The 26148-nt window shown below is 59.9% G+C and carries 23 protein-coding genes; 17 read left to right on the forward strand and 6 right to left on the reverse strand.

Features of this window, described 5'->3' with window-relative positions:
* Positions 1–130 precede the first annotated feature (130 nt).
* The 4 genes from hisS to hisG are packed head-to-tail and all read left to right on the forward strand — an operon-like array spanning position 131 to position 3860.
* The gene (gene hisS / locus G6L97_RS01590) at positions 131–1654 is read left to right on the forward strand and encodes a histidine--tRNA ligase (protein ID WP_111782780.1); all 1524 of its coding nucleotides are present in this window, start codon (positions 131–133) and stop codon (positions 1652–1654) included.
* A 4-nt stretch (positions 1655–1658) separates the two neighbouring features.
* Entirely contained in the window at positions 1659–2027 is a 369-nt protein-coding gene (locus G6L97_RS01595; protein ID WP_111782926.1) for a VOC family protein, read from the forward strand.
* A 16-nt stretch (positions 2028–2043) separates the two neighbouring features.
* Positions 2044–3171 (forward strand): ATP phosphoribosyltransferase regulatory subunit, encoded by a 1128-nt coding sequence (locus G6L97_RS01600; protein ID WP_111782779.1) that lies wholly within the window; start codon positions 2044–2046, stop codon positions 3169–3171.
* Positions 3168–3860 carry an ATP phosphoribosyltransferase gene (gene hisG, locus G6L97_RS01605; protein WP_004432208.1) on the forward strand — a complete coding sequence of 231 codons (693 nt, stop codon included), beginning with the start codon at positions 3168–3170 and terminating at the stop codon, positions 3858–3860. Before G6L97_RS01600 ends, hisG begins: the two co-directional genes overlap by 4 nt.
* Positions 3861–3923: 63 nt before the next feature.
* Here the strand turns inward: hisG and G6L97_RS01610 are convergent, their stop codons facing one another.
* The 4 genes from G6L97_RS01610 to groES all read right to left on the reverse strand — a co-directional run bounded on the left by G6L97_RS01610 (position 3924) and on the right by groES (position 7571).
* A complete protein-coding gene (locus G6L97_RS01610; protein ID WP_013635551.1) occupies positions 3924–4370 on the reverse strand; it encodes a DoxX family protein in 447 nt (148 codons plus the stop codon).
* Between the two features lie 260 nt (positions 4371–4630).
* Positions 4631–5065: a hypothetical protein gene (locus G6L97_RS01615; RefSeq protein WP_065661588.1), complete on the reverse strand. Its 435-nt coding sequence runs from the start codon at positions 5063–5065 to the stop codon at positions 4631–4633.
* A gap of 500 nt (positions 5066–5565) precedes the next feature.
* A complete protein-coding gene (groL, locus tag G6L97_RS01620) occupies positions 5566–7200 on the reverse strand; it encodes a chaperonin GroEL (RefSeq protein ID WP_004432205.1) in 1635 nt (544 codons plus the stop codon).
* Between the two features lie 74 nt (positions 7201–7274).
* Positions 7275–7571 carry a co-chaperone GroES gene (gene groES / locus G6L97_RS01625; RefSeq protein WP_003494080.1) on the reverse strand — a complete coding sequence of 99 codons (297 nt, stop codon included), beginning with the start codon at positions 7569–7571 and terminating at the stop codon, positions 7275–7277.
* A gap of 369 nt (positions 7572–7940) precedes the next feature.
* On the opposite strand from groES, the gene G6L97_RS01630 reads away from it, so the two are divergent.
* The 4 genes from G6L97_RS01630 (at position 7941) to G6L97_RS01645 (ending at position 13844) form a co-directional block, all read left to right on the forward strand.
* On the forward strand, positions 7941–8789 hold the full coding sequence (locus tag G6L97_RS01630) for a TIGR01459 family HAD-type hydrolase (protein ID WP_004432196.1): 849 nt from the start codon (positions 7941–7943) through the stop codon (positions 8787–8789).
* A 43-nt stretch (positions 8790–8832) separates the two neighbouring features.
* Positions 8833–9813, forward strand: a complete 981-nt coding sequence (locus G6L97_RS01635; protein ID WP_004432194.1) for a bifunctional riboflavin kinase/FAD synthetase — start codon at positions 8833–8835, stop codon at positions 9811–9813.
* Positions 9814–10081: 268 nt separating this feature from the next.
* A complete protein-coding gene (gene ileS, locus G6L97_RS01640) occupies positions 10082–12985 on the forward strand; it encodes an isoleucine--tRNA ligase (RefSeq protein ID WP_111782778.1) in 2904 nt (967 codons plus the stop codon).
* Between the two features lie 205 nt (positions 12986–13190).
* Positions 13191–13844 (forward strand): hypothetical protein, encoded by a 654-nt coding sequence (locus G6L97_RS01645; RefSeq protein ID WP_019564237.1) that lies wholly within the window; start codon positions 13191–13193, stop codon positions 13842–13844.
* 52 nt (positions 13845–13896) lie between these two features.
* On the opposite strand, the gene G6L97_RS01650 is transcribed toward G6L97_RS01645, so the two are convergent.
* On the reverse strand, positions 13897–14355 hold the full coding sequence (locus G6L97_RS01650; RefSeq protein ID WP_004432187.1) for a nucleoside deaminase: 459 nt from the start codon (positions 14353–14355) through the stop codon (positions 13897–13899).
* A gap of 71 nt (positions 14356–14426) precedes the next feature.
* On the opposite strand from G6L97_RS01650, the gene G6L97_RS01655 reads away from it, so the two are divergent.
* From G6L97_RS01655 to G6L97_RS01665, 3 genes are all read left to right on the forward strand, one after another.
* Entirely contained in the window at positions 14427–16403 is a 1977-nt protein-coding gene (locus G6L97_RS01655; protein WP_174037367.1) for a pseudouridine synthase, read from the forward strand.
* Positions 16384–16941, forward strand: a complete 558-nt coding sequence (gene rsmD / locus G6L97_RS01660; protein WP_004432183.1) for a 16S rRNA (guanine(966)-N(2))-methyltransferase RsmD — start codon at positions 16384–16386, stop codon at positions 16939–16941. Before G6L97_RS01655 ends, rsmD begins: the two co-directional genes overlap by 20 nt.
* 188 nt (positions 16942–17129) lie before the next feature.
* The gene (locus tag G6L97_RS01665) at positions 17130–18056 is read left to right on the forward strand and encodes a patatin-like phospholipase family protein (RefSeq protein WP_111783304.1); all 927 of its coding nucleotides are present in this window, start codon (positions 17130–17132) and stop codon (positions 18054–18056) included.
* 42 nt (positions 18057–18098) lie between these two features.
* Here G6L97_RS01665 and G6L97_RS01670 read toward each other — a convergent pair whose 3' ends face one another.
* Positions 18099–19928 carry a monovalent cation:proton antiporter-2 (CPA2) family protein gene (locus G6L97_RS01670; protein WP_111783303.1) on the reverse strand — a complete coding sequence of 610 codons (1830 nt, stop codon included), beginning with the start codon at positions 19926–19928 and terminating at the stop codon, positions 18099–18101.
* Between the two features lie 116 nt (positions 19929–20044).
* On the opposite strand from G6L97_RS01670, the gene G6L97_RS01675 reads away from it, so the two are divergent.
* The 6 genes from G6L97_RS01675 (at position 20045) to lpxK (ending at position 26069) form a co-directional block, all read left to right on the forward strand.
* Positions 20045–21391: a TldD/PmbA family protein gene (locus G6L97_RS01675; protein WP_065658307.1), complete on the forward strand. Its 1347-nt coding sequence runs from the start codon at positions 20045–20047 to the stop codon at positions 21389–21391.
* A 93-nt stretch (positions 21392–21484) separates the two neighbouring features.
* Positions 21485–22291: a 3'(2'),5'-bisphosphate nucleotidase CysQ gene (locus G6L97_RS01680; protein ID WP_111783302.1), complete on the forward strand. Its 807-nt coding sequence runs from the start codon at positions 21485–21487 to the stop codon at positions 22289–22291.
* A 58-nt stretch (positions 22292–22349) separates the two neighbouring features.
* The gene (locus G6L97_RS01685) at positions 22350–22589 is read left to right on the forward strand and encodes a DUF4170 domain-containing protein (protein WP_019564234.1); all 240 of its coding nucleotides are present in this window, start codon (positions 22350–22352) and stop codon (positions 22587–22589) included.
* A gap of 215 nt (positions 22590–22804) precedes the next feature.
* A complete protein-coding gene (gene waaA / locus G6L97_RS01690; RefSeq protein WP_013635565.1) occupies positions 22805–24127 on the forward strand; it encodes a lipid IV(A) 3-deoxy-D-manno-octulosonic acid transferase in 1323 nt (440 codons plus the stop codon).
* Positions 24121–24858: an HAD family hydrolase gene (locus G6L97_RS01695; protein ID WP_019564232.1), complete on the forward strand. Its 738-nt coding sequence runs from the start codon at positions 24121–24123 to the stop codon at positions 24856–24858. The genes waaA and G6L97_RS01695 overlap by 7 nt, the downstream gene beginning before the upstream one ends.
* A gap of 164 nt (positions 24859–25022) precedes the next feature.
* Positions 25023–26069 (forward strand): tetraacyldisaccharide 4'-kinase, encoded by a 1047-nt coding sequence (lpxK, locus tag G6L97_RS01700; RefSeq protein ID WP_111783301.1) that lies wholly within the window; start codon positions 25023–25025, stop codon positions 26067–26069.
* The last annotated feature ends 79 nt before the right edge of the window (positions 26070–26148 follow it).

Genomic DNA, 26148 nt, shown 5'->3' on the forward strand with positions numbered 1-26148 from the left:
GGATACATGCATCCCATATAGCATTGTTTGCCCCGTGCGGCCAGTAGAACCAGAGGCTTTGCGGCTTGCCGCACCGGGCTTCATCATCTAATACACCGGCATAATTTCAGGAAAATATCGGATCGGCATCATGAGCGAAAAAGCAAAAAAGCCTCAGAAACTGAAAGCCCGCCTGCCGCGTGGCTTCGTGGACCGTTCTGCTGCCGATATCCATGCCACCAATGAAATGATCGACAAGATCCGCAAGGTCTACGAGCTTTACGGCTTCGATCCGGTGGAAACACCGCTGTTTGAATATACCGATGCGCTCGGCAAATTCCTGCCTGATAGCGACCGTCCGAACGAGGGTGTATTTTCGCTGCAGGACGATGACGACCAGTGGATGAGCCTGCGTTACGATCTCACTGCACCGCTTGCCCGCCATGTCGCGGAAAATTTCAACGAAATCCAGCTGCCCTACCGTACCTATCGCGCCGGTTATGTGTTTCGCAATGAAAAGCCCGGCCCCGGCCGCTTCCGCCAGTTCATGCAGTTCGATGCCGATACGGTCGGTGCTGCCGGTGTGCAGGCCGATGCCGAAATGTGCATGATGATGGCCGATACGCTGGAAGCGCTTGGCATTGCGCGCGGTGACTATGTCATCCGCGTCAACAACCGCAAGGTGCTGGACGGCGTCATGGAGGCCATCGGCCTTGGTGGCGAGGAAAATGCCGGTCGTCGCCTGAACGTGCTGCGCGCCATCGACAAGCTCGACAAGTTCGGCCCTGATGGCGTGAAGCTGCTGCTCGGTCCCGGCCGTAAGGATGAGTCCGGCGATTTCACCAAGGGTGCGGGTCTCGGTGAAGAGCAGATCGAAAAGGTTCTGTTTTTCGTCGGCATCAAGGATTATGCGGAAAGCGCCGATGATCTTGCAAAACTGGTTGCGGGCACATCCAAAGGCGCGGAAGGCGTCGATGAACTGAACATCATCGGCTCTCTGGTTTCCGGTGCCGGTTACGATGCGACGCGTATCAAGATCGATCCCTCCGTCGTGCGCGGTCTCGAATATTACACCGGCCCTGTCTATGAGGCCGAACTGACCTTCGACGTCACCAACGAAAAGGGCGAAAAGGTCGTCTTTGGCTCGGTCGGCGGTGGCGGCCGTTATGATGGTCTCGTCTCTCGCTTCATGGGTCAGCCAGTTCCGGCAACAGGCTTCTCCATCGGCGTTTCCCGTCTGATGACGGCCTTGAAGAACCTCGGCAAACTCGGTCGGGTCAAGCCGCTCGCCCCGGTTCTCATCACCGTCATGGATGGCGATGTGGACAGCATGGGCCGTTACCAGCGCTTCACGCAGGCGCTGCGTGCCGAGGGCATCCGCGCCGAAATGTACCAGGGCAACTGGAAGAAATTCGGCAATCAGCTGAAATATGCCGACCGTCTCGGCTCCCCCATCGCCATCATCCAGGGCGGCGACGAGCGCGCCGAAGGCGTCGTGCAGATCAAGGATCTGATCGAAGGCAAGCGCCTCTCCGGCGAGATCGAGGACAATGCCAGCTGGCGCGAAGCGCGGGTGGCACAGATCACCGCGCCGGAGACGGAACTGGTGGCGAAGGTTCGCGAGATTCTGGAACATCATGCAGAGGACGTTCGCCGCGCCGCTGAAGGGCGCTGAGGCGATGGCGATCCTCGCGCTCGATCACCTTCAACTGGCGATGCCCGTCGGCCGGGAAGACGAGGCGCGCGCCTTTTATGGCGACCTGCTCGGCTTTGCGGAGCAGGCAAAACCCGCCAGTCTGGCGGCGCGGGGCGGATGTTGGTTCTCATCTGGACCGATAAAACTCCACCTCGGCATCGATCAGGATTTCAGACCTGCCAGGAAAGCCCATCCTGCCTTTCTGGTAGACGATCTCAGTATCTTGCGAAAAACACTTGAAACTGCAGGCTACCATGTGGTTGAGGATGAGCCGCTCGAAGGATATCACCGGTTTTATGTCCTTGATCCCTTCGGAAACCGCATCGAAATGATGCAGCCGCTCGAACCGTGACGAAAAGTACCGTTCCATGCCCCTGATCGACATGCCGGAATTTTCCGGAGAGCTACTGGAAGAATTCGCCGCGCGCCGCACAAGTCGTGTGAACACGCCTGTCATCCAGCCTGCCGAACCGTTTCTGGATATGGCGGGCGAGGATTTGCGTCGGCGTATTTTCATGACGGAGAGCGAGACAGGCGAAAGCCTGTGCCTGCGCCCCGAATTCACTATTCCAGTCTGCCTGCGCCATATCGAGACGGCGACGGGTACGCCGAAGCGTTACTCCTATCTGGGCGAGGTCTTCCGCCAGCGCCGGGAGGGTGCGAACGAGTTTTATCAGGCCGGCATCGAGGATCTTGGCGATACCGATATCGCCGCCGCCGATGCCCGCGCCGTGATTGATGCAACAGCCATCCTGAAACGCCTTCTGCCTGGCCGTTCGCTCGCCGTCACGCTGGGCGACCAGCAGGTGTTCGAGGCGGTCGTTGCAGCGCTCGGCCTGCCGCTCGGTTGGCAGAAACGGCTGGTGCAGGCTTTCGGCGATATGGCGCAGCTCGACGCGCTGCTGGAAAGCCTCGTGCACCCCAAGCCCATGACCGGCCTTGACGCGCGGGTCGCTGGACTTCTGGCAACGGGCGAAGAGGCGGTGCTGGTCGATTATCTCGACACGGTAATGCAGGAAACCGGCTATTCCACCAATGCCAGCCGCTCGCCGCAGGAAATCGCCCGCCGTCTGCGGGAAAAGCTGGCGCTTGCCGCCACGCGTCTGCCGGATGAGAGTTTCGAACTGCTCAAGCAGTTCCTGGCCCTGCAGGCGCCCTTGCCGCAGGCCTCGCAAGTTCTGGCCGATTTTGCCGCAAAGGCGAAGCTGAAACTGGACGGTGCGCTTTCCGCTTTCGATAAGCGTGTTGCGGCCCTTGCGAATGCCGGGGTCGATCTCGAAACAGTCAGCTACGGCGCGGCCTTCGGCCGTCCGCTCGATTATTATACTGGCCTCGTTTTCGAGGTGATGGAAGCGGGTAGCGATAGCGTTTTGGCCGGTGGTGGCCGTTTTGACCGGCTGCTGACGCTGCTTGGCGCGCAGGAAAAAATACCGGCCGTGGGCTTTTCCCTCTGGCTGGATCGCATCGAAACGGTGCGCGGGAGCGATAAGCCATGATCACCATTGCCTTGCCCTCCAAGGGCCGGATGAAGGAAGACGCCTCCGCCGTTCTGGAACGCGCCGGGCTGAAGGTCGCAGCTGTCGGTAACGACCGGTCCTATCGCGGCCGCATCGAAGGGCGCGACGATATCGAGATTGCCTATCTCTCAGCCTCCGAGATCGCCCGCGAAATTGGTGCTGGCAGCGTGGATTTCGGCGTGACGGGTGAAGACCTGGTGCGAGAGGGTCTGACCAACGCCGATGCGCAGGTGGAATTCTGCGCCCGCCTCGGTTTCGGCCATGCCGATGTCGTTGTCGCCGTGCCGGAAATCTGGCTTGATGTGGACAGCATGGCCGATCTCGGCGATGTGGCCTCGGAATTCCGTGCCCGTCATGGTCGCCGTTTGGCAATCGCAACCAAATACTGGCGGCTGACGCAGCAGTTCTTTTCGCGCCAGCACGGCATTCAGCTTTACCGCATTGTCGAAAGCCTTGGCGCCACCGAAGGTGCGCCAGCGGCAGGGCAGGCGGATATCATCGTCGATATCACCTCCACCGGCTCGACGCTGAAAGCTAACCACCTGAAAATCCTCTCCGACGGCATCATCGTCCGCTCGGAAGCCTGTTTCGTGCGCGCCCGCAAGCCGGAGCACGAAGGTGATCCGGCGGTTCAGGAGATCGCGGCGCGAATAAAAGCGGCTGTCTGAAAGCAAAAAAGAAAAAAGCCGCCGGATCGCTCCGGCGGCTTTTTTCTTGGTCAGCCTATGGGCTCAGGCGCGGGCGGTAACGAAGCCGCGCTTTGCGTCGACGGAGTAGGCGCCTGCACCGAAGGTTGCGAGCAGGATATAGGCGCCGGCAAGGGTGATGTTCTTCATCAGCATGATGCCGTTCAGCGTGTTGATCCAGCCGAGAGCAGGCTCAGGCCAGCCGGGAACGGCAACGGTGCCGCTGTGGAATACGAGGCCGGTGAACACGCAGAATGCTGCAAGCGCCCATGCGGCGATCTTCGTCTGGAAACCGGCGAGAATGGCAAGACCGGCAACGAGTTCGAACAGGCCGGCAAGATAGGCAAGCGCGGTTGCGGCAGGCATGCCGGCGCCCGAGATCATGCCGGCAGTGCCAGCCGGATCGGTGAGTTTGCCGAAGCCGGAATAGATGAAGATGAAGGAAAGCAGAATGCGGGCGATGAGAACGAGAGCGTTCTGGCTGCTGGACATGGAGTATCTCCGGTAAGTGATCGGCGTGTCGCCGGTTAAACTGCAAGGTGATGTCTGGAGATATCAATGACCGAAAATCATGCATCTATAAAGATGAACAATAGAAGACAAATTGTCTTCATTTTGTGAACGACCAACAATGTCGTTCAATGACATAGAGCGCGCATCCCGTTTGAACGGGACCATTCGACTCGATCTATCTAATTGTTTTAACAAATTTTCCTGACATAAAGCCGCTGCGCAGTTTTACTGGAAACGCGCTAGGCGGCGAAGCGAATATCCTCGAAACGCGGAAACAGGAAGAGCCCCGAAATGCGCCCTTGCTGGCCGATCTCGAAACCCGAGGATTCGCCCATGCAAATAAGCGGCTGCCGCATTGCCGGCAGGGTGAACAGGCCGGTGGAAAAGCAGAAGCGTGAGGGTGCGGCGGAAGCCTGTTCGAAAATTTCGAGCACGCGGTCGTGGTGACCCCGATCATAACACCGGATCAGGCTGAGCAGGCCGCACTCACCCTGCGGCAGCCCATGCATGAAAGATGCATGTTCGCCAAGCTTGATGACGCCGCTCGAAAGATCGCCGCTCCACTCCTCCGAAATAAAGAAATGCGACAGGGTCTGAGTATCCGGCATGGTTGTCGCGGCCGCAGGCAGAGCATCGTTGCGTCTTGATATTTCGAACAAATCGCGCCCCCGCATGAACATCGTACCAGCGCTGCAATCTCAAGCGTCGCTGCCAAGTTGATTTTTCATCGCCATCCGCATTCGAGCGTGCTTGCCAAGCATCGAACCCCTTCAATGCTTGCGTCCCGCCGCGGCACCCTCACGGGCGCTGACTTATAGTTTATTTTCTTCTACCCACAACAACCTGTCAGAGAGAAAATCAAAAATAATATGTATTCCTTCATCGTAATCGCGAAATATATGAAAAAAGACAACTAAATGTCGTGCTTATAAACTGGAGAGGGCGAAATTCCGCCCCATCGGTAACTGTGATTCGCCTCTATCGGCACCCGATTATTGCACGCGCTGCCAAAAACAAGCCGACTAAAGTTATCGCTGTTTCAAAAAGAGACAATATTTTTTAAGCCCGATCCCGGCAAGTGAAGATATTGCGCCAGCTCTCACAAGGGGCATGGGCGGCAACGAAAAAAGGGCGATCCGAAGACCGCCCTTTCGTATTCCAGTGACAGGACTGATTAGAAGTCCATGCCGCCCATGCCGCCGCCAGGCATCTGGGGCATTGCCGATTCCTTCTTAGGAAGTTCGGCGATCATGGCTTCGGTGGTGATCAGCAGCGAAGCAACCGAAGCTGCGTTCTGCAGAGCCGTGCGAACAACCTTGACCGGGTCGACGATGCCGAGCTGGATCAGGTCGCCATATTCGCCGGTCTGGGCGTTGTAGCCATAGTTGTCTTCGTTCCGGTCGAGGATCTTGCCAACAACGATGGAAGCTTCGTCACCTGCGTTTTCTGCAATCTGGCGAACCAGAGACTGCAGAGCCTTGCGGACGATGTTGATGCCGGCTTCCTGGTCGTCGTTCTCACCCTTGACGGTGATCTTCGTGGAAGAACGCAGCAGGGCAACGCCGCCGCCCGGTACGATGCCTTCCTGAACAGCAGCGCGCGTCGCGTTGAGAGCGTCGTCGATGCGGTCCTTCTTTTCCTTCACTTCAACTTCCGTCGAACCGCCAACGCGGATCACGGCAACGCCGCCAGCGAGCTTGGCAAGACGTTCCTGCAGCTTTTCGCGGTCGTAGTCGGAAGTGGTTTCTTCGATCTGCGCCTTGATCTGGGCAACACGGCCTTCGATGTCGGACTTCTGGCCAGCACCGTCAACGATCGTGGTGTTTTCCTTGGAGATCGAAACCTTCTTCGACTTGCCGAGCATGTCGAGGGTAACGCTTTCGAGCTTGATGCCGAGGTCTTCGGAAATGACGGTACCACCGGTCAGGATGGCGATGTCTTCCAGCATGGCCTTGCGGCGGTCGCCGAAGCCAGGAGCCTTGACGGCAGCGATCTTGAGGCCGCCACGCAGCTTGTTGACGACGAGCGTTGCAAGGGCTTCGCCTTCTACGTCTTCAGCGATGATGACGAGCGGCTTGCCGGTCTGAACGACAGCTTCGAGAACAGGCAGCATGGCCTGGAGGTTCGAAAGCTTCTTTTCGTGCAGAAGGATGTATGCGTCTTCGAGGTCCGCAACCATCTTTTCCGGGTTGGTCACGAAGTAAGGCGACAGGTAGCCGCGGTCGAACTGCATGCCTTCGACGACTTCGAGTTCGGTTTCAGCGGTCTTGGCTTCTTCAACGGTGATCACGCCTTCGTTGCCGACGCGCTGCATTGCTTCAGCAATGTCGAGACCGATCTGACGCTCGCCGTTTGCAGAGATCGTGCCGACCTGTGCAACTTCTTCCGAAGTGTTGATCTTCTTGGCCTTGGCCTGAAGGTCCTTGACGACTTCAGCAACGGCCAGATCGATACCGCGCTTGAGGTCCATCGGGTTCATGCCGGCAGCAACTGCCTTTGCACCTTCGCGAACGATGGCCTGGGCCAGAACCGTTGCGGTGGTGGTGCCGTCACCGGCGATGTCGTTGGTCTTGGAGGCAACTTCGCGAACGAGCTGTGCGCCCATGTTCTCGAACTTGTCTTCGAGTTCGATTTCCTTGGCGACAGAAACGCCGTCCTTGGTGATGCGCGGTGCGCCGAAGGACTTGTCGATAACGACGTTACGACCCTTCGGGCCGAGGGTGACCTTCACTGCATCAGCGAGAATGTCGACGCCCTTGAGCATCTTTTCGCGCGCTGTGCGGCCGAATTTGACTTCTTTGGCTGCCATTTTCAAAACTCCTGGTTTCGAATGGCCGGACGGGGTCCGGCTTGAAATTTAAGGAAACGATGGGTGCGGCGAAATCAGCCGATGATACCCATGATGTCGGCTTCCTTCATGATCAGAAGGTCTTCGCCGTCGAGCTTGACTTCGGTGCCCGACCACTTGCCGAACAGGACGCGATCGCCAACCTTGACGTCGAGAGCGACGACCTTGCCGGCCTCATCGCGAGCGCCGGAACCGACGGCGACGATTTCGCCTTCCTGCGGCTTTTCCTTGGCGGTATCGGGAATGATGATGCCGCCCTTGGTCTTTGCTTCGGACTCAACGCGACGAACGACGACGCGATCATGAAGCGGGCGGAAATTGGTGCTTGTCATTGCCTAATCCCTCGATCAAATGACTTCAGGAACCTTTTGCAGGTTCACGTGATGGGTGTTAGCACTCCTCTTGTTGGAGTGCCAGCAAAGCCCAGATAAGGAGGCGTCCCCCCGGAGTCAAGAACGCATTGCCGGAAAAATTTCACGGCCTATGGTTACCAGCGTTCCATGACAGAAAATTTCCACGCTATGACGGACGAGGACAAATCGCTCTTTTTCAGGCAGCCTTCGTTTTCGGCGTAGAGGGGTTTTATGTTCGGATGGTGGCCGGTGGTCCGGAGGCAGGCCTGGCGCCGCTTTTTTCCTTGCCATCGGCGTCCTGCTTTGCCATGTGACGCACACCCTTTTTTCGCACCCGGAAAGCATATCATGGCCCATCGCATTCTCACCCTCGGCGAAATCACTGATGGGTTCGACGTTGTTCTTTCGGATGTCTGGGGCGTGCTGCATAATGGTGTCAGCGCTTTCCCGGATGCGGCGGTTGCGCTGCACGACGCGCGCAAGGCCGGCAAGACCGTGGTGCTCATCACCAATTCGCCGCGTCCGGCCCCCGGTGTCATCGCCCAGCTTCGCGTTCTCGGCGTGCCGGATGAGGCCTATGACCGCATCATCACATCGGGAGACGTCACCCGGGGCCTGATCGCGGAAGGCCCAAGAAAAGTCTTTCTGCTCGGCCCCGAGCGTGACATGCCGCTGCTGGAAGGTCTCGATGTCGAACGGGTCGGCGAGGCGGAAGCGGAATCCGTCGTCTGCACCGGTTTCTTCGATGACGAGACGGAAACGCCGGAAGACTATACGGAAATGTTGAAAGGCTTCATCGCCCGCAAGGCGCCGATGATCTGCGCCAACCCCGATCTGGTGGTAGAGCGCGGCGAGCGCATCATTCCCTGCGCCGGCGCCATGGCCGCATATTACGAACAGCTTGGCGGCGAAGTCCGTATTGCCGGCAAACCGCACGCGCCGATCTATGAAGCCTGCCTCGCGGCGGCGAAAGAAGTGCGCGGCGATTTCCCGAAGGATCGCGTGCTCGCCATCGGCGATGGCATGCCGACGGATGTGAAGGGCGCAATTGCGAGCGGCCTCAACCTTCTTTATATCAGCGGCGGCATTCACGCCGCCGAATATACGCTGAATGGCCAGACGGACGAGGCGCTTCTGAACGCCTACCTGAAGGGGCAGGGCGCGGCTCCCGGCTGGTGGATGCCCCGCCTTGCCTAGGAAACGTCTGGCGTAAGCCGGCGTAAACAATGGATCGACTGCAATGACCGTCTTTCATCGCAATGAAAAAAAGGAGCCGCTGCCTGAAGGCTTGCGCGGCGGCGTCATCGCGATCGGCAATTTCGATGGTGTGCATCGCGGCCACCGTGCCGTTCTGGACCGTGCGCTGGAACTGGCCGAGGCGCGTGGCGTACCGGCCCTGGTGCTGACCTTCGAACCGCATCCCCGTTCCGTCTTCCGCCCCGAAACGCCGGTCTTCCGCCTGACGCCTGCGCCGTTGAAGGCACGTATTCTCGAGGCCATCGGTTTCCGCTCGGTCATCGAATACCCATTTGACCGCGAGTTTTCGCAGCGCTCGGCGGAAGAGTTCGTCAATTCCATTCTGGTCGACTGGCTGGGCGCCAGCGCCGTCGTCACCGGCTTTGATTTTCATTTCGGCAAGGGCCGCGAAGGTGGCCCGGCATTTCTGATGGCGGCCGGCAAGCGCAACGGCTTCGACGTGACGCTCGTGGATGCCTTTCGCGACGAGGGCGCGGATGTCGTCTCCTCGAGCCGTATCCGCTCGCTTCTGTGCGAAGGAGATGTGGCAGGTGCCGCCGGACAACTCGGGTATCGTTTCACGGTGGAAAGTGAAGTCATCGGCGGCCAGAAGCTGGGGCGAACTCTGGGTTACCCAACGGCCAACATGGCGCTTTCACCCGAAACGGAGCTGAAAGCCGGCATCTATGCTGTGCGGTTCCGCCGCCCCGACGGGGCGATTTACGATGGCGTTGCAAGCTTCGGTTACCGCCCCACGGTCACCGATAACGGTGCGGCACTTCTGGAAACCTACGTCTTCGATTTTTCCGGTGATCTCTATGGTGAGGTCTGTTCGGTATCGTTCTTCGGGCACCTGCGTGACGAGCTGAAATTTGACGGCTTGGACCCTCTGGTCGCGCAGATCAGGCGGGATGAGGAAGAGGCGCGGGCGATGCTGTCAGGCGTGCGGCCGCTCAGTGAATTGGATGCGAAGATAGCATTTTGAGCGGGCAGATAATCCTGTCCCGGATTGTCGTCGCTTTTCACTTCCTTTTTGCCGGAAAACCGCATAAACAACCGGCCATGTCCCAATACCGGTTGCTGTTTAAAGTTCAGATAGGCCGAATTATTGGCCCGGCCTTCCGCCCGCTCTGAAGAGCCGGAAGGTCCGGGATTTTGGCGCTCGTCATGGCATTTGACATGGCGCTTTCCGTATTTGCCCTCTTTGAAATTGAGACGGCGCGACCGACACGGCGCGCAACAACGGTACAATTATGAGCGACACCGCAGAAAAATTCGACTATTCCTCGACCCTCTATTTGCCGCAGACGGATTTCCCGATGCGTGCCGGCCTGCCGCAGAAAGAACCGGAAACGGTGAAGCGCTGGCAGGAAATGGGCCTGTATAAAAAGCTCCGCGCCTCCGCCGCCGGTCGCGAGAAATTCGTGCTGCATGATGGCCCGCCCTATGCCAACGGCAACATCCACATCGGCCATGCGCTGAACAAGATCCTGAAAGACGTCATCACCCGCTCGTTCCAGATGCGCGGTTTCGACGCCAATTACGTGCCCGGCTGGGATTGCCACGGCCTGCCGATCGAATGGAAGATCGAGGAAGCCTACCGCGCCAAGGGCAAGAACAAGGACGAGGTTCCGGTCAACGAATTCCGCAAGGAGTGCCGCGAGTTCGCTGCTGGCTGGATCAAGGTTCAGTCGGAAGAGTTCAAGCGCCTCGGCATCGAGGGTGACTTCGAAAACCCCTACACAACCATGAACTTCCACGCGGAAGCCCGCATCGCCGGCGAACTGCTGAAGATCGCCAAGAGCGGCCAGCTCTATCGCGGTTCCAAGCCGATCATGTGGTCGGTCGTCGAGCGCACGGCGCTGGCGGAAGCCGAGGTCGAGTATCACGACGTTGAAAGCGACATGATCTGGGTGAAGTTCCCGGTGAAGGACGCTGCGCCAGCTCTTTCCGGCGTCTCTGTCGTCATCTGGACAACCACGCCGTGGACCATCCCCGGCAACCGCGCCATCGCCTTCTCCTCGCGGGTCGAATATGGCCTGTTCGAAGTCGAAAGCGCGCAGAACGATTTCGGTCCGCAGCCGGGTGAAAAGCTGATCTTCGCCAGAAAGCTTGCCGATGAGGCTGCTGCCAAGGCGAAGGTGACCTTCAAGTTCGTGCGCGATGTGAAAGCTGAAGAACTGGCCGCCATCACCTGCGCCCATCCTTTGGCGTCGCTTGGCTACGATTTCCCGGTTCCGCTTCTCGATGGCGATCACGTCACCGACGATGCAGGCACGGGCTTCGTGCACACCGCGCCGAGCCATGGCCGCGAGGACTTTGACGTCTGGACCGCGCATCAGCGTGAGCTGGAAGCGCGCGGCGTTTCGCCGGCCATCCCGTTCCCCGTTGGCGATGACGGTTTCTACACCGAGGACGCACCCGGTTTCGGCCCGTCTGCCGAAGGCGGTGCGGCCCGCGTCATGGATGATAACGGCAAGAAGGGCGATGCCAACGAGCGCGTCATCAAGGCGCTGATCGCGGCCAACAACCTGTTCGCGCGCGGCCGTCTGAAGCACAGCTATCCGCATAGCTGGCGCTCCAAGAAGCCGGTGATCTTCCGCAACACGCCGCAGTGGTTTGTCTATATGGACAAGGAACTGGGCGACGGCACGACGCTGCGCTCGCGTTCGCTTGATGCCATCGACCAGACCCGTTTCGTTCCGGCATCCGGCCAGAACCGCCTGCGCGCCATGATCGAAGGTCGGCCCGACTGGGTTCTGTCGCGCCAGCGCAGCTGGGGCGTGCCGATCGCGGTCTTCGCCGACGAGCAGGGTGAGGTTCTGGTCGACGAGGCTGTCAACGCCCGCATCCTCGAGGCCTTCGAGGCTGAAGGTGCGGATGCCTGGTTCGCCGAAGGCGCCAAGGAACGTTTCCTCGGCAATGACCATGACCACGCCAAATGGCAGCAGGTCATGGACATCCTCGATGTGTGGTTCGATAGCGGCTGCACCCATACCTTCACGCTGGAAGACCGCCCGGACATGAAGTGGCCGGCGGATGTCTATCTCGAAGGCTCGGACCAGCATCGCGGCTGGTTCCATTCGTCGCTGCTGGAAAGCTGCGCGACGCGTGGCCGCGCGCCCTATAACGCCGTCGTCACCCATGGCTTCACCATGGACGAGCAAGGCCGCAAGCAGTCCAAGTCTCTCGGCAACGTTGTTGCACCACAGGACGTGATGAAAGAGTCCGGCGCGGATATCCTGCGCCTGTGGGTGATGACGACCGATTACTGGGAAGACCAGCGTCTGGGCAAGGCCATCATCCAGACCAATATCGACGCGTATCGCAAGCTGCGCAACACCGTGCGCTGGATGCTCGGCACGCTTGCCCACGACAAGGGCGAGGAGATCGCCTATGCCGATCTGCCGGAACTGGAAAAGCTGGTACTGCACCGCCTGTCCGAGCTGGATAAGGTCGTGCGCGATGGCTACGACGCCTTCGACTTCAAGAAGATCGCCCGCGCCCTGATCGATTTCGCAAATGTGGAGCTGTCGGCTTTCTACTTCGACATCCGCAAGGACACGCTTTATTGTGACGCGCCGTCGTCGCTGAAGCGCCGTGCATCGCTGTCGGTCATCGCCAAGCTGTTCGATTGCCTCGTCACATGGCTTGCGCCCATGCTGCCCTTCACTACTGAAGAAGCATGGCTTTCGCGCTATCCGGATGCGGAATCGGTGCATCTCGCCCAGTTCCCGGAAATTCCGGCGGAGTGGAACAACGACGCGCTGGAAGCGAAGTGGGAGAAAATCCGCAAGGTCCGCACGGTCGTCACCGGTGCGCTCGAAGTGGAACGTCGTGAAAAGCGTATCGGCTCCTCGCTTGAGGCCGCGCCCGTCGTGCACATTGCCGACGCCGATCTTCTGGCGGCTCTCTCCGGGCAGGATTTTGCCGAAATCTGCATCACCTCGGCCATTTCGGTGGTCGGCGATGAAGGCCCTGCCGATGGCTTCCGCTTGCCGGAGGTCGCAAAGGTCGTGGTCGAGCAGAAGCTGGCGGAAGGCGCAAAATGCGCACGCTCCTGGCGTATCACCACCGATGTCGGTTCCGATCCGGACTATCCGGAGGTTTCGGCCCGTGATGCGGCGGCACTGCGCGAGCTTGCCGCGCTGGGATGATTTAAAGCTGCTGCGCATCGTTACTGTCGAAAAATCGATTTCGAGTTTCGGACCGATGCGCGAGGAAAATGGCCGGATGAATTGCGCTTTAGCTCTTCATCCGGTACACCTGCCTGAAAATGGCCGGATTTGCACGGCAATGCGGGCTACCGCCTGCCGAAAGACGATGTCTGGCGCAATGGGACGGACGGCTGGAAGGGTTTTTATGAAGACGATGAAGGCTTTTGGGCAGGATAACGCGCAGGGTTTGAGCATGTTCCGCACGGTTGCAGGTATCACGGCGATAGGCGTGCTGCTCAGCGCCTGCACGAGCCCGACCTATGGTACGGGCAAGACTGCGGCAGAACAGCTTGTAGACGACCTCGGCAACGCGACTTCGATCACCGGCAACGATCAGGAAAAACGTAACCTGAAATACAGCCCGCGTCCCGGTCTCGTTGTCCCCGCCCAGTCCCGCGCCGAGCAATTGACGACGCCGCAGCAGAACATGGCCAGCCGCGAAAACAACCCGCAATGGGTCGAATCGCCGGAAGAGACCCGTGAACGCCTGCGCGACGAGGCGGATGCCAATAAGAACAATCCGCATTACCGCTCACCGCTGCTTGCCGGCAACGGCACGGCCGGCCAGATGACCGAAAGCCAGAAATGGGAAGCCTTCCGCAAGGCCAAGGCAGATGCCCAGGGTGGCTCTGTCGTCAACGCCCAGCGCAAGTTCCTGACTGATCCGCCGCAGGAATATCGTAGCGTTCCGCAGGATCAGCTGACTGACCTCGGTGAGCCGGAGCAGAAGAAGGAAAAGCGCCGTAAGAAAGAAGCGGCGATGGCAAACACCGGCAAACCCTGGTGGAACCCCTTCTGATAAAATGAAGGGCTTATGGCCTGCGGGAAAGATTGCATCTCCCGCCGGCTGCTTATTCGTCGAGACGTTTCTCGCGAAAGAATTTCCGCAGAATTTCAGCACTTTCGCTTTCCGCCAGCCCCGAATACACATCAGGCGCGTGGTGGCATGTCGGCTGGTTGAAGAAGCGCACGCCACTATGCACCGCTCCGCCCTTCGGGTCTTCCGCACCGTAATAGAGACGACGGATGCGGGCAAACGAGATCGCCGCCGCGCACATGGTGCAGGGTTCCAGCGTTACATAGAGATCGGCACCGGGCAGGCGTTCCTGTTCCAGCGCCTCGCAGGCCATGCGGATCACGGCGATTTCGGCATGCGCCGTCACATCGTTCAATTCACGGGTGCGATTGCCGGAACGGGCGATGACGCGACCGTCCATAACCAGGACTGCGCCGATCGGAACCTCCTGCCGCTCACCGGCGGCACGGGCTTCCGCCAGCGCCAGTTCCATGAAATGCGTCCTTTCGGCCATTGCGTTTCAATTTCCTCTTAACCCTTGTGCTTGGACCTGATAGGACAGCCCAAACAACAGGCAAACAGCAAATGACTTTTAAAGACAAGCCGAAGCGTGACGGTGGCAAGACTTTTAGCCGCGACAAGAAGCCGAAAGGCCCCGGCAAGCCCGCCGCAGAGCGTGAAAAGAAACCGGTAGAAGCCAAGGCGGCTCCGGTGCAGGAAGCCGTTATGGGCACCAAGCCAGAGCGCATTTCCAAGATCATGGCGCGCGCCGGCGTTGCCTCGCGCCGCGATATCGAGCGCATGATCATGGAAGGCCGCGTGTCGCTGAACGGCGTCAAGCTGGACACTCCGGTGATGAACGCGACTCTTTCTGACAAGATCGAAGTGGATGGCATGCCCATCCGCGGGGCTGAGCGCACGCGCCTGTGGCTTTACCACAAACCCGCTGGCCTGGTGACGACCAATTCCGACCCGGAAGGCCGCCCGACCGTTTTCGACAATCTGCCGGGTGAATTGCCGCGTGTGCTCTCCATCGGCCGCCTCGACATCAATACCGAAGGCCTGCTGCTGTTGACCAATGATGGCGGTCTCTCCCGCGTGCTGGAACTGCCGACGACCGGCTGGCTGCGCCGCTACCGCGTGCGCGCCCATGGCGAGGTCGATCAGGCAGCGCTCGACAAGCTGAAGGAAGGCATTGCCGTCGACGGCGTGCTTTATGGCGCTATCGACGCGACGCTCGACCGCACCCAGGGTCACAACGTCTGGATCACCATGGGTCTGCGCGAAGGCAAGAACCGCGAGATCAAGAACGTGCTCGGCGCGCTCGGCCTTGAGGTCAACCGCCTGATCCGTATCTCCTACGGCCCGTTCCAGCTTGGCGATCTGCCTGAAGGCAAGGTGCTTGAAGTGCGTGGCCGCATGCTGCGTGACCAGCTTGGTCCGCGCCTCATCGAACAATCCGGCGCCAATTTCGACGCGCCGATCTACGATGCGCCTGTCGCCGACGATGAAGAAGAAAACACGCCCAAGCGCGCGCCCCGGTCCGAATGGGCAAAGAGCGACGCGCCGGAAGGCAAGGCGCGTTTCGACAGGGCTGCCGGCAAACCGGAAGATCGCCGCGAAAAGGCGCTCGGCCGTCTCGACACCAAGCGCGGTGACAAGCCAGCTGGCAAGTTCGGTGGCAAACCTGCCGGGAAATTCGGCGCGAAAACCCGTGGCGAAGAGGATGGCGAAGAACGCCGCCCCGCCCGCCCGCCCGCGGGCACCAGCCGCACGGCCAATGTCTGGATGGCGCCCGGCGCAAAGCCCACCCGTGATGGCAAGGAGCGGAAGTCTTCTGCCCGCGCGGAAGCGGAAAGCCTGTTCAAGAAGCCATCCGCCCAGGCGGAAGCGCGCCGCAACGTCGTCAGGCATGCCGATTCCGAGGGCGAGTGGATCCGTTCGGATTCCCCGCGCGAAGAGGAAGGCGGTCGTGGACGTGGCGACGGCCCGCGCGGTGGAAAGAGCTTTGGAGATCGCGGCGGGAAATCCTTCGGTGACCGCCCGTTCCGTGACAAGCCACGTGAAGCGGGAGATCGCCCGCGTGGCGACGGTCCTCGCGGCGAGAAGAGCTTCGGAGATCGCCCCGCACGCGGTGGAAAACCGTTTGGCGACCGTCCGTTCCGTGACAAGCCACGTGAGGAGGGTGATCGCCCGCGCAGCGACCGCCCCCGCGGCGAGAAGAGCTTCGGAGATCGCACAGCACGTGGTGAGAAACCTTTCGGTGAGCGTCCGTTCCGCGACAAGCCCCGCGAAGACGGTGATCGCCCACGCGGCGACCGGCCTTTCGGTGACAAGCCAAGAGGCGCAAAACCGGGTGGAAAACCCGGCGGCAGGCCCTCATCGGGCAAGCCTTCTTTTGGAAAACCGGGTGAACGTGGCGAACGTTCGGGTTTTTCAGGCAAGGGCAAAGGCCCCGGTGGCGGTAGCGGCCCCGGCGGCGGCAAACCGGGCGGCAAAGGCCCGGGTGGCAAACCTTCTGGTGGCAGGGGAATGACACGTAATGCGGATCGTAGGCGGTGAGTTCCGCGGCCGAAATCTGGCCGCGCCGAAAACAAATTCCATTCGTCCGACAATCGACAGGACACGGGAAAGCCTCTTCAATATTCTAAGCCACGCCTATCCGGAAAGTCTTGACGGTACGCGCGTTCTGGACGTTTTTGCCGGAACGGGCGCGGTCGGGCTGGAGGCGCTTTCGCGTGGCTGTCGTGTGGCGCTCTTCGTCGAAAACGGCGTTGAGGGCAGGGGGCTGTTGTGGGAAAATATCGATGCGCTGGGGCTGCATGGGCGTGCCCGCATCCTGCGGCGTGACGCGACCAAGCTTGGCGGCGTCAACAATATCGAGCCCTTCGATCTACTGTTCGCCGATCCGCCCTATGGCCAGGGCCACGGGGAGAAGGCATTTGCTGCTGCCCATGCTGGCGGCTGGCTGGCCCCCGGTGCGCTCGCCATTCTGGAAGAGCGCGGCGATGTTGTGGTCAATGTCGAGCCGGTGTTCAAACCGCTCGAAAGCCGCATCTTCGGTGACTCGAAAATGCACTTCTACCGCTACGAGCCCTAGAGCATTTCCAGCAAAAACGGCCCCGGTTTCCGTGCGGAAATGGTGCAAGCCAAAGAGTTAGAGTGTTTTCGCTATTTGAAGAAAAGCGAAAACGCTCTGACGGCAGCACTTTCCCGTCGCGTCACGGTCTTGTCTTGTTTGCCGAATAGGCAGAGGCTTTGCCGTGGAAAGGGTCTTGGGTATTTGGCATGGAGCAGGGTGTAAACGACAGCGTCACAATGGTTCACGCCGGGCAAGAGGCAATCGATGCCAGTCGCGAGAGCGGTCATGAGCCGACATTCGGCCTGGCGCTCGGCGGCGGTGGCGCACGCGGCATCTGCCACATCAACGTTATCGAGGCATTCGACGAACTAGGCATTCGCCCGGTCGCGCTTTCCGGCTCCTCCATCGGCTCCGTCATCGCAGCAGGCATGGCGGCCGGCATGAGCGGCAAGGAAATCCGCGAATATACGCTTGAACTCATGGGGCGGAAGGGTTCGGTCGCCAACCGTCTCTGGAGCCTCGGCCCCGCATCCATGCGCCATGCGGTAGATGGTTTTCGTCTTGGCCAGTTCAATCTCGAACTCATTCTGCACGCCTTGATGCCGCAGGCCCTGCCGAAGGATTTTTCCGAACTTGCCATTCCCCTGAAAGTGGTGACCACGGATTATTATGCGCAGACCGAAGTGGTGGTGGAAACCGGCGAGATCATTCAGGCGCTGGCGGCTTCTGCGGCTATTCCGGCTCTATTCATGCCGGTGCGCGTTAACGGCCGCATCATGATCGATGGCGGCATCTTCAATCCCGTGCCCTATGAGCATCTGATGGATCAGGCCGATATCATCGTCGGCATCGATGTGGTTGGTGGCCCTGAAGGTGACGGCACCACCATGCCGAACCGGCTGGACAGCCTGTTCGGCGCCAGTCAGCTGATGATGCAGGCGGCCATTGCCCTGAAACTCAGATTGCGCCCGCCGCATATTTTCCTGCGCCCACCGGTGCACCGTTTCGGCGTGCTGGATTTCCTCAAATCGGAAGAAGTTCTGAACGCTTCCGCCGGGATCAAGGATGATCTGAAACGGCAGATCGAAATGCAGGTGGAACTGTTCCATCGCGGGCAGGGCGTGGAGGCTTGAGCGGTACTCCTTGAGTATTCGCTATGGGCGAGCGCGTGCCGCTTAGTGGGTGACTGCTATTTCACCCTCGTCTTCGTCCTCTTCTTCCTCGCGCTTTTCCACCTTGTTCTTCGGCTTCATCAGTGGCTCGGGCTTCACTTCGCGCACCGGCTTGTTGTGCAGCATCTGCCTGCCGGCGGCGAGCCCTTCCACGGCCTGTAGCTGCAATCTCTCCTCGTCGCGCTCGCGTATGTCGTCGGAAATGGCAAGCGCCCTTTCGCCGTCCATGTCCAGCCCTTCCAGAATGCGGCGGCCAAATAGCAGGCCGGATTCCAGAGTCTCGCGGATTTCGTATTCCACGCCCTTTTTCCTGAGATCGAGGGAATGAATGCGGTCATAGGAGCGGGCATAGATGCGCACGCTTGGAAATTCCGACTGGATCATGTCGATGATGCGGTCGGTGACTTCCTTTTTATGTGTGCAGACCGCCACGAGATCGGCGCGCTCTATGCCAGCCGCGATCAACACGTCCTTGCGTGTACCATCGCCAAAAAAGATGCGGAAACCGAAGCGGGAAGCCTGACGTACACGATCGGCCGAACTGTCGATGACAGTCACGTCGCGCCCACCGGCAAGCAGGATTTGCGAGGCGATCTGGCCGAAGCGCGAAAAGCCGATCATCAGCACATCGGCGCCAGCCCCGTCAAAATCCTCGTCCAGCGTGTCCTCATCGGCATCCTCCGCCGTCAGCCGGCGAGAAACCACTGCCAGCAGCGGCGTCAGCGCCATGGAAAGCGTCACGATGACGACAAGGATGGAAGCCGTCGCCTGCGGAAACAGGCGGGAGGCGGCGGCAGTGGAAAATAGCACGAAACCGAATTCGCCGCCCTGCGCCAGCAGCAGCGCGATACGGCTCGATGCATAACGGGACGAACCGGCGATGCGGCACAGCCCATAGATTACGGCCGCCTTCACAGCCATCATCGCCGGCACGGCGATCAGGATGAGAAGAATGTGCTCGTAGACGATGTTGATGTGCAGCGACATGCCGACGGCCATGAAGAACAGCGCCAGAAACAGCCCGCGAAACGGCTCGATATCGGCTTCCAGCTCGTGCCTATAGGAGGATTCCGACAGCATCAGCCCGGCCAGCAGCGCACCCATGCCCATCGAAAGCCCAACCGCCTCCATGATGGCGGCCGCACCGATGACGACGAAGAGGGCGGCGGCGATCATCACCTCCCGCGCACCCGTGCGGGCGATGATCTGGAACATCGGCGTCAGCAGATAACGCCCGGCCAACACCATGCCCGCCACCGCGACAACGGAGGCGACGAGATCGTAGGCCATTGAATCCGTTGGCACGTCCGGGCGGTTGGAAAGAATGGTCACAAGGGCGAGAAGCGGTACGATAGCGAGATCCTGAAACAGCAGGATCGAGAAGGAGCGGTTGCCATGCCGCGTATTCATGTCGCCATCGTCTTCAAGAATCTGTAACGCAAAGGCGGTGGAGGATAGTGCAAGGCCGAAACCCGCAACGAGGCTGCCGCGCGCGTCGATCAGTCCGGCCCACCAGGCAATCAATGCCAGCACGCTGCCCGTCACCAGTACCTGCGCCAGCCCGAGCCCTAAAATATCGCGCCGCATCTGCCATATGCGCGATGGCTTGAGTTCGAGGCCAATGATGAAGAGCAGGAAAACCACGCCCAGTTCCGAGACGTTGAAGATATCTTTCGCGTCTGTCACCAGATGCAGGAACGGCCCGATGACGATGCCCGCCACCAGATAACCGAGCACGGTGCCAAGGCCGAGTTTGCGGAAAATCGACGCCGCGATGACAGCGCCGGCCAGAAGCAGCAAGGGTTCGGAAAAGAGAGCGTCGTGCTCGGTCATGCTGGCTGACTTTCGAATATGGTGGCGACAAAGCCTTGTCGATGGAGAAAGCGGCGTTTCGCCCTTGATGCGGGGTTGATGGCACAATAAATGGAACAGGAATGAAAGGCCAACTCATGTCCTCAGAAATAGATTCTTCCAAACTTCTCGATCGCGCCAGCGAGCTTGTCGATCTTGCCCGTGCTGCAGGCGCGGATGAGGCGGATGCCGTCGTCGTCCGCTCTCGCTCGCAATCGGTCGGCGTGCGGCTTGGCAAGGTGGAAAGTACCGAATCCTCCGAAAGCGATGATTTTTCGCTTCGCGTTTTCGTCGGGCGGCGGGTGGCGAGCGTTTCGGCCAATCCCGGCTTCGACCTGAAGACCCTGGCGGAACGGGCGGTGGCGATGGCGAAGGTTTCGCCGGAAGACCCCTTCGCCTGCCTGGCAGACAGGGAACGGCTCGCAACCTCCTACGACGATCTCGAGCTTTTCGATGCGACCGAGGTCTCTACAGATCAATTGCGTGAGGCAGCGCTCGCCTCGGAAGAGGCGGCGCTTGCCGTCAAGGGCGTCAGCAATTCCTCCGGTGCTGGCGCATCGAGCGGCATGGGCGGCCTCGTCCTTGCCACCTCGCACGGTTTTTCCGGCAGCTACATGGGCAGCCGTTTCAGCCGTTCCGTCAGTGTCATCGCCGGCGAGGGCACGAAGATGGAGCGCGACTACGATTTCGACAGCCGCCTTTATTACGCCGATCTGGATGCAGCCGAAGAGATCGGCCGCCGCGCCGGCGAAAAAGTCGTGCGGCGGGTCGGCCCGCGTCAGGTCGATACCGGCAGCAATATTACCGTGGTTTTTGATCCCCGCATCGCGCGCGGTTTCGTCGGCGCCATTGCCGGCGCGATCAATGGCGCTTCCGTTGCCCGCAAGACCAGCTTCCTGCGCGACAGGATGGGGCAGCAGGTTCTGAAAAAGGGCCTTTATCTGACGGACGATCCGCAGATCGTTCGTGGCCCCTCGTCGCGTCCTTTCGATGGCGAGGGTGTCCGGGGCGAGAAGATGACGATGATCGAGGACGGGGTGCTGAAGCATTGGTTCCTCTCTACCTCGGCAGCGCGTGAACTCGGCCTTGAAACCAACGGTCGCGGCGTGCGCGGTGGCACTTCGGTATCGCCGTCCTCAACCAATCTTGCGCTGGAGCCAGGCGATATTTCGCCGGAAGATCTGCTGAGGGACGTCGGAACCGGCTTTTACGTCACCGAATTGATTGGCCACGGCGCCAACATGCTCACAGGTGAATATAGCTGCGGTGCGAGCGGCTTCTGGATCGAGAATGGTGAAAAATCCTTCGCGGTTTCCGAGGTCACCATCGCTTCGAACCTGAAGGACATGTTCATGCGTGTCACGCCGGCTAACGATATCGACCGTAAATATGGTGTCGCAGCACCGACACTTGCTATCGAAGGCATGACGATCGCGGGCAAGTGAGGCGACCTGCGGGTTGTTTTCGCCAGCACTTTGTGTGCAAGTGCGAAGGGAAAAACAGGCGCGCCGTATGAGGCGCGCGGAAAAGACGGCAAAATGAACGATATGGCTGAGGCCCGCTGGGCTTCCGATCTGAGGCTGGTCCTCGAAGCCGCACGCAAGGCGGGCGAGACGGCCCTCGGTTTCTTTCGCAAGGACCCCGAGGTCTGGTGGAAGAATGGCGGGCTTTCACCGGTCAGCGCGGCCGATTACGCGGCAAACGAAATTCTCGAAACCATCCTGCGTACCGCCCGGCCGGAATATGGCTGGCTTTCGGAAGAGACGGATGACGATACGACAAGGCTGGCCCGCTCCACCGTCTTCGTCATCGATCCCATCGACGGAACGCGCGCCTTCATCGGTGGGCGGGATACCTGGTGCGTCAGCGTCGCGGTGGTGCATGAGGGCCGACCCGTCGTTGCCGCCCTTGTTGCGCCTGCACTCGCAGAGGAATTCACCGCGCTTGAAGACGGCGAAGCGCTGAAGAACGGCAAGCCGATTTCAGCCGCCCGCGAAAACACCGGCGTCTTCCATCTGGCCGCACCGGAAGACGTGATTACGCATCTGCCGGAAGAGGTGCGCAGCACCGTCAAGCGCATTCCGCATGTGCCCTCGCTCGCCTACCGGCTGGCGATGGTGGCGGATGGCCGCATCGATGGAACGCTGGTCAAGGCGAACTCGCACGAGTGGGATCTGGCCGCCGCAGACCTGATCCTCGAAAGGGCAGGCGGCAGTCTGGTCGGACTTGATGGAAAACCCCTGATGTATAATCGCCGCGAGGTAAACCACCCCGCATTGTGCGCTGCAGCAGAATATGCGCTTCCCGCGCTTTTGAAAGCGTTTTCACATCTGTCCGATGGTTGACGTTTGCCGGGAAATCCCGCAGATGAGGGGCTCTCAGAGCTTAAGAAAGAGACAAGACATGACGGAATCTGGCAAACAGAAACAGCTGCTGCACCTTGTGTTCGGCGGCGAACTGGAAAATCTTCAGGATGTTCAGTTCCGGGATTTGAATGCGCTCGATATCGTCGGCATCTATCCTGACTACGCTTCCGCGCTGACCGCGTGGAGATCCAAGGCGCAGATGACTGTTGATAACGCCCATATGCGTTATTTTATCGTGCATATGCACCGTCTTCTCAATCCCGACGATAAAAATTGAGTCCTTTTGCCCTTGCGTTGTAATACTATTGGGTGAAGGCGAGTTTTCCCGTGATTCCTGCCCGGAATGGCAGGCAGGAAATTCGGTTGCGAGAAAACGTGATCGCGCTTTTGTTTCCGATGATAAAAAATGACGCAATTTGAGAAGAAGTAGGCGGCGATAACAACAAAGAACAGGGGCAGGGCATTGCGCGGAATGATCAAGGGCAGAATGTCATGAGCAGCCGTATCGCACGTTTCGCTCTTTCCGGTTACAGGATTGCCGGTATCGCCGCTTATCCGTTTGCACGGCCTTATCTTTCCTATCGGGCCGCAAAGGGTAAGGAAGACAAGCGCCGCCGTCTAGAACGTTTCGGTTACGCCAGCGCGGAGCGCCCCCGTGGCCCGCTCGTCTGGTTCCATGCCGCAAGTGTCGGCGAAACGCTCGCCCTCATTCCGCTGATCCGGGAAATACGCAAGCGCGATATCTTCGTGCTTCTGACCACAGGCACCGTCACCTCGGCCGAGCTGACCCGTACCCGGCTTGGCGATGATGTGATCCACCAATATGTGCCGCTCGACATCAAGATCGCGGTCAACCGTTTCCTCGCCTATTGGGCACCGGATGCAGCGATCACTGCTGAATCGGAAATCTGGCCGGTAACGATGATGGAGCTGGAGCGCCGGCACATTCCGCAGATCCGGGTCAATGCGCGGCTCTCAGACCGTTCCTTCGACCGCTGGAACAACCGGCACGACATTGCGGAATCGCTGTTCTCCAAGCTGGCGCTGGTGGTTGCGCAATCCGATGTCGATGCCGAACGCTTCCGTGATCTCGGCTCCTGGCCGGTGGTGATATCCGGCAATCTCAAGGGCGATACCGATCCGCCGCCTTGCGACGAAGCTCTGCTCGAGCACTATCGCAGGCAGATCGGCCCCCGCAAGACATGGGCGGCGATCTCCACCTTCGACGGTGAAGAGAAGGCAGCAGCCACCGTGCATGCGGCGATAAAGTCGCGCAACGGTCAATTGACCATCATCGTGCCGCGCCACCCCGAGCGCGGCGACGACGTGGAAGCCATGCTGAAGGGCATGGGGTTGACCGTGGCACGCAGAAGCCGCAACGACGTGATCACGCCGGAAACCGATATCTTCCTCGGGGATTCCATTGGCGAAATGGGGCTTTACCTCAGGCTCACCGAACTTGCCTTCGTCGGCCGTTCGCTGACGGCCGAGGGTGGGCAGAACCCGCTGGAGCCGGCAATGCTGGGCTGCGCCGTACTGTCAGGCGCGCATGTACAGAATTTCCGCGAGGCCTATCAGAAGCTGATCCGCGCCGGCGGCGGGCGCATCGTCCGCGATGTCGAGATGCTGGCCAAGGCGGTGCATTACCTCTTGGTCAACGACAATGAACGCTACAAGATGATCGATGCCGGCAACCGGGTCATTCAGGACATGCGCGGCGCGCTTTCCGCCACCGTCAAGGCGCTGGAGCCCTACATCAACCCGCTCACAGTCACCGCCAAGCTGCAACCGCGGAGTGCCATCGGTTCATGGTAGCGGATATGGAGATTGATGCGACCCGATCGATTGCCGCAGTCCTTTTCGACAAGGACGGCACGCTGTTAGGCTATGACGCAAGCTGGGGGCCGGTGAACCGCGAACTTGCGGCTATTGCGGCCAAGGGCGATCCCGTTCTTGCGGACCAGCTTCTCGCCGCCTGCGGCATGGATCCGGTTACCGGGCATGTGGTGCCCGACAGTCTTTTGGCTGCCGGCAATACGGCGGAGATAGCTGCCGGTCTCGTCGCCGCCGGTTCGCCTTGCGATGTCGTGGAGTTGACTGCGCGGCTCGACCGGCTATTCACTGAAGCAGCGGATAAATCCGTGCCGGTCACCGATCTCAAGGCATTTTTCGCAAGGCTCAAGGCACGCGGCTACAAGCTTGGCATCGCCTCCAGCGACAACGAAAAATCCATCCGCCAGACGGCGATCCGTTTCGGTTTCGAAAGCGATGTCGATTTCGTCGCGGGTTATGACAGCGGTTACGGCACGAAGCCGCAACCCGGCATGGTTCTCGGTTTCTGCGACGCGATTGGTCTTGCGCCTGCGCGCGTGGCAGTGGTCGGCGACAATAATCACGATCTGCACATGGCGAGAAATGCCGGCGCAGGATTGCGCATTGCCGTTCTCACCGGAACCGGCTCGCGCGAAAGCCTTGGCGCCGACGCCCATTATTGTTTCGACGATATTACCGCGCTGGAAACCCTGCTTCCGGAACGCGTTGTTTAGGTCATGTCCCCGCAGTGCGCGCCACTTGTCGCACAAGATGGGAAGAGACAAGCTGCGCATGTATAGCCGGGTTTTGCAATTCAGGGTTTTTTCTGGCAAATACCCATGTGACTTATCGAATTTAAGCGCAATGCCGTGGGTGATGCGGCCGGGAGCAGGCATATATGGTTTCTGAAGCGCCGCCTTTCTGGTGGCAGAAAGCAGGCTGGCAAGCCTGGCTGTTATCACCATTTTCCCTTCTCTACGGCAATATTGCCGGCCGGCGGATGCGCACGGCAAAACGGGCGAGCGTTTCCGTTCCGGTCATCTGCATCGGCAACTTCACCGTTGGTGGTGCCGGAAAGACGCCGACCGCAATGGCAATCGCCCGAGCCGCCACCGCAAAGGGCCTGAAACCCGGCTTCCTGAGCCGTGGTTACGGCGGCACACTTGATGTCACCACCCTCGTCGATCCCGCGCAGCACCGCTCAGCTGATGTCGGCGATGAACCCCTGCTGCTTGCCCGCGAGGCGGTGACGGTCATCTCCCGCAAGCGGGTGGAAGGTGCACATCGGCTGGTGAAGGAGGGCGTGGATCTCATCATCATGGATGATGGCTTCCAGAGCGCACGCCTGACGCTGGATTATGCGTTGGTCGTTATCGATACGGTGCGTGGCATCGGCAACGGCCATCTTGTACCGGGCGGCCCGGTCCGGGCGCCGCTTGCCGAACAGATGCGGCATATGACCGGACTCTTGAAAGTCGGCAACGGCCATGCGGCCGATCCGCTGGTCAGAACCGCGGCAAAGGCCGCCAAACCGGTTTTCGTCGCGGCGATAAAGCCGCAGGAACCGCAGGATTTCAGGGGAAGGCGCGTGCTGGCCTATGCTGGTATCGCCGATCCCGCCAAGTTTTTCCGAACTGTCGAGGGGCTTGGTGGCGAAATCGTGCTGCAGCGCTCCTTTCCTGACCATCACCATTTCAGCGATGATGAGATCGCCGATCTTCTGCAGGACGCGGATAAGGAAAACTTGCAGCTGGTGACAACGGCCAAGGACGCCGTGCGTCTTAACGGACACCATGGGCGTGCGGAAGAATTGCTGTGGAACAGCCTGGTGATCGAGGTCGACATGGTGTTCGACGATCCCAATGCGGCCACAACGATCATCGAGACGGCGGTGCGCAACTGCCGCGCCCGTTTGCTGCGGGAAAATGCGCGGACGTCAATTTAGAGCATCTCGTAACGCAAGCCGCCGGGCACTCGCCCCCCTCATTCCTGTGCTTGTCACAGGAATTGAGCAGCCCTCAGCG

Origin of the sequence: Agrobacterium tumefaciens (assembly GCF_013318015.2) — a bacterium.
GTDB classification, from domain to species: domain Bacteria; phylum Pseudomonadota; class Alphaproteobacteria; order Rhizobiales; family Rhizobiaceae; genus Agrobacterium; species Agrobacterium tumefaciens.

Coding starts and splice junctions, on each gene's coding strand:
- groL (WP_004432205.1), bottom strand. CDS start 7,200: ATGGCAGCCAAAGAAGTCAAATTCGGCCGCACAGCGCGCGAAAAGATG.
- G6L97_RS01615 (WP_065661588.1), bottom strand. CDS start 5,065: ATGCGGGGGCGCGATTTGTTCGAAATATCAAGACGCAACGATGCTCTG.
- G6L97_RS01695 (WP_019564232.1), top strand. CDS start 24,121: ATGGTAGCGGATATGGAGATTGATGCGACCCGATCGATTGCCGCAGTC.
- hisG (WP_004432208.1), top strand. CDS start 3,168: ATGATCACCATTGCCTTGCCCTCCAAGGGCCGGATGAAGGAAGACGCC.
- groES (WP_003494080.1), bottom strand. CDS start 7,571: ATGACAAGCACCAATTTCCGCCCGCTTCATGATCGCGTCGTCGTTCGT.
- G6L97_RS01675 (WP_065658307.1), top strand. CDS start 20,045: ATGTCCTCAGAAATAGATTCTTCCAAACTTCTCGATCGCGCCAGCGAG.
- G6L97_RS01685 (WP_019564234.1), top strand. CDS start 22,350: ATGACGGAATCTGGCAAACAGAAACAGCTGCTGCACCTTGTGTTCGGC.
- G6L97_RS01645 (WP_019564237.1), top strand. CDS start 13,191: ATGAAGACGATGAAGGCTTTTGGGCAGGATAACGCGCAGGGTTTGAGC.
- G6L97_RS01655 (WP_174037367.1), top strand. CDS start 14,427: ATGACTTTTAAAGACAAGCCGAAGCGTGACGGTGGCAAGACTTTTAGC.
- waaA (WP_013635565.1), top strand. CDS start 22,805: ATGAGCAGCCGTATCGCACGTTTCGCTCTTTCCGGTTACAGGATTGCC.
- hisS (WP_111782780.1), top strand. CDS start 131: ATGAGCGAAAAAGCAAAAAAGCCTCAGAAACTGAAAGCCCGCCTGCCG.
- ileS (WP_111782778.1), top strand. CDS start 10,082: ATGAGCGACACCGCAGAAAAATTCGACTATTCCTCGACCCTCTATTTG.
- G6L97_RS01630 (WP_004432196.1), top strand. CDS start 7,941: ATGGCCCATCGCATTCTCACCCTCGGCGAAATCACTGATGGGTTCGAC.
- G6L97_RS01635 (WP_004432194.1), top strand. CDS start 8,833: ATGACCGTCTTTCATCGCAATGAAAAAAAGGAGCCGCTGCCTGAAGGC.
- G6L97_RS01680 (WP_111783302.1), top strand. CDS start 21,485: ATGAACGATATGGCTGAGGCCCGCTGGGCTTCCGATCTGAGGCTGGTC.
- lpxK (WP_111783301.1), top strand. CDS start 25,023: ATGGTTTCTGAAGCGCCGCCTTTCTGGTGGCAGAAAGCAGGCTGGCAA.
- G6L97_RS01600 (WP_111782779.1), top strand. CDS start 2,044: ATGCCCCTGATCGACATGCCGGAATTTTCCGGAGAGCTACTGGAAGAA.
- G6L97_RS01595 (WP_111782926.1), top strand. CDS start 1,659: ATGGCGATCCTCGCGCTCGATCACCTTCAACTGGCGATGCCCGTCGGC.
- G6L97_RS01650 (WP_004432187.1), bottom strand. CDS start 14,355: ATGGCCGAAAGGACGCATTTCATGGAACTGGCGCTGGCGGAAGCCCGT.
- rsmD (WP_004432183.1), top strand. CDS start 16,384: ATGCGGATCGTAGGCGGTGAGTTCCGCGGCCGAAATCTGGCCGCGCCG.
- G6L97_RS01610 (WP_013635551.1), bottom strand. CDS start 4,370: ATGTCCAGCAGCCAGAACGCTCTCGTTCTCATCGCCCGCATTCTGCTT.
- G6L97_RS01665 (WP_111783304.1), top strand. CDS start 17,130: ATGGAGCAGGGTGTAAACGACAGCGTCACAATGGTTCACGCCGGGCAA.
- G6L97_RS01670 (WP_111783303.1), bottom strand. CDS start 19,928: ATGACCGAGCACGACGCTCTCTTTTCCGAACCCTTGCTGCTTCTGGCC.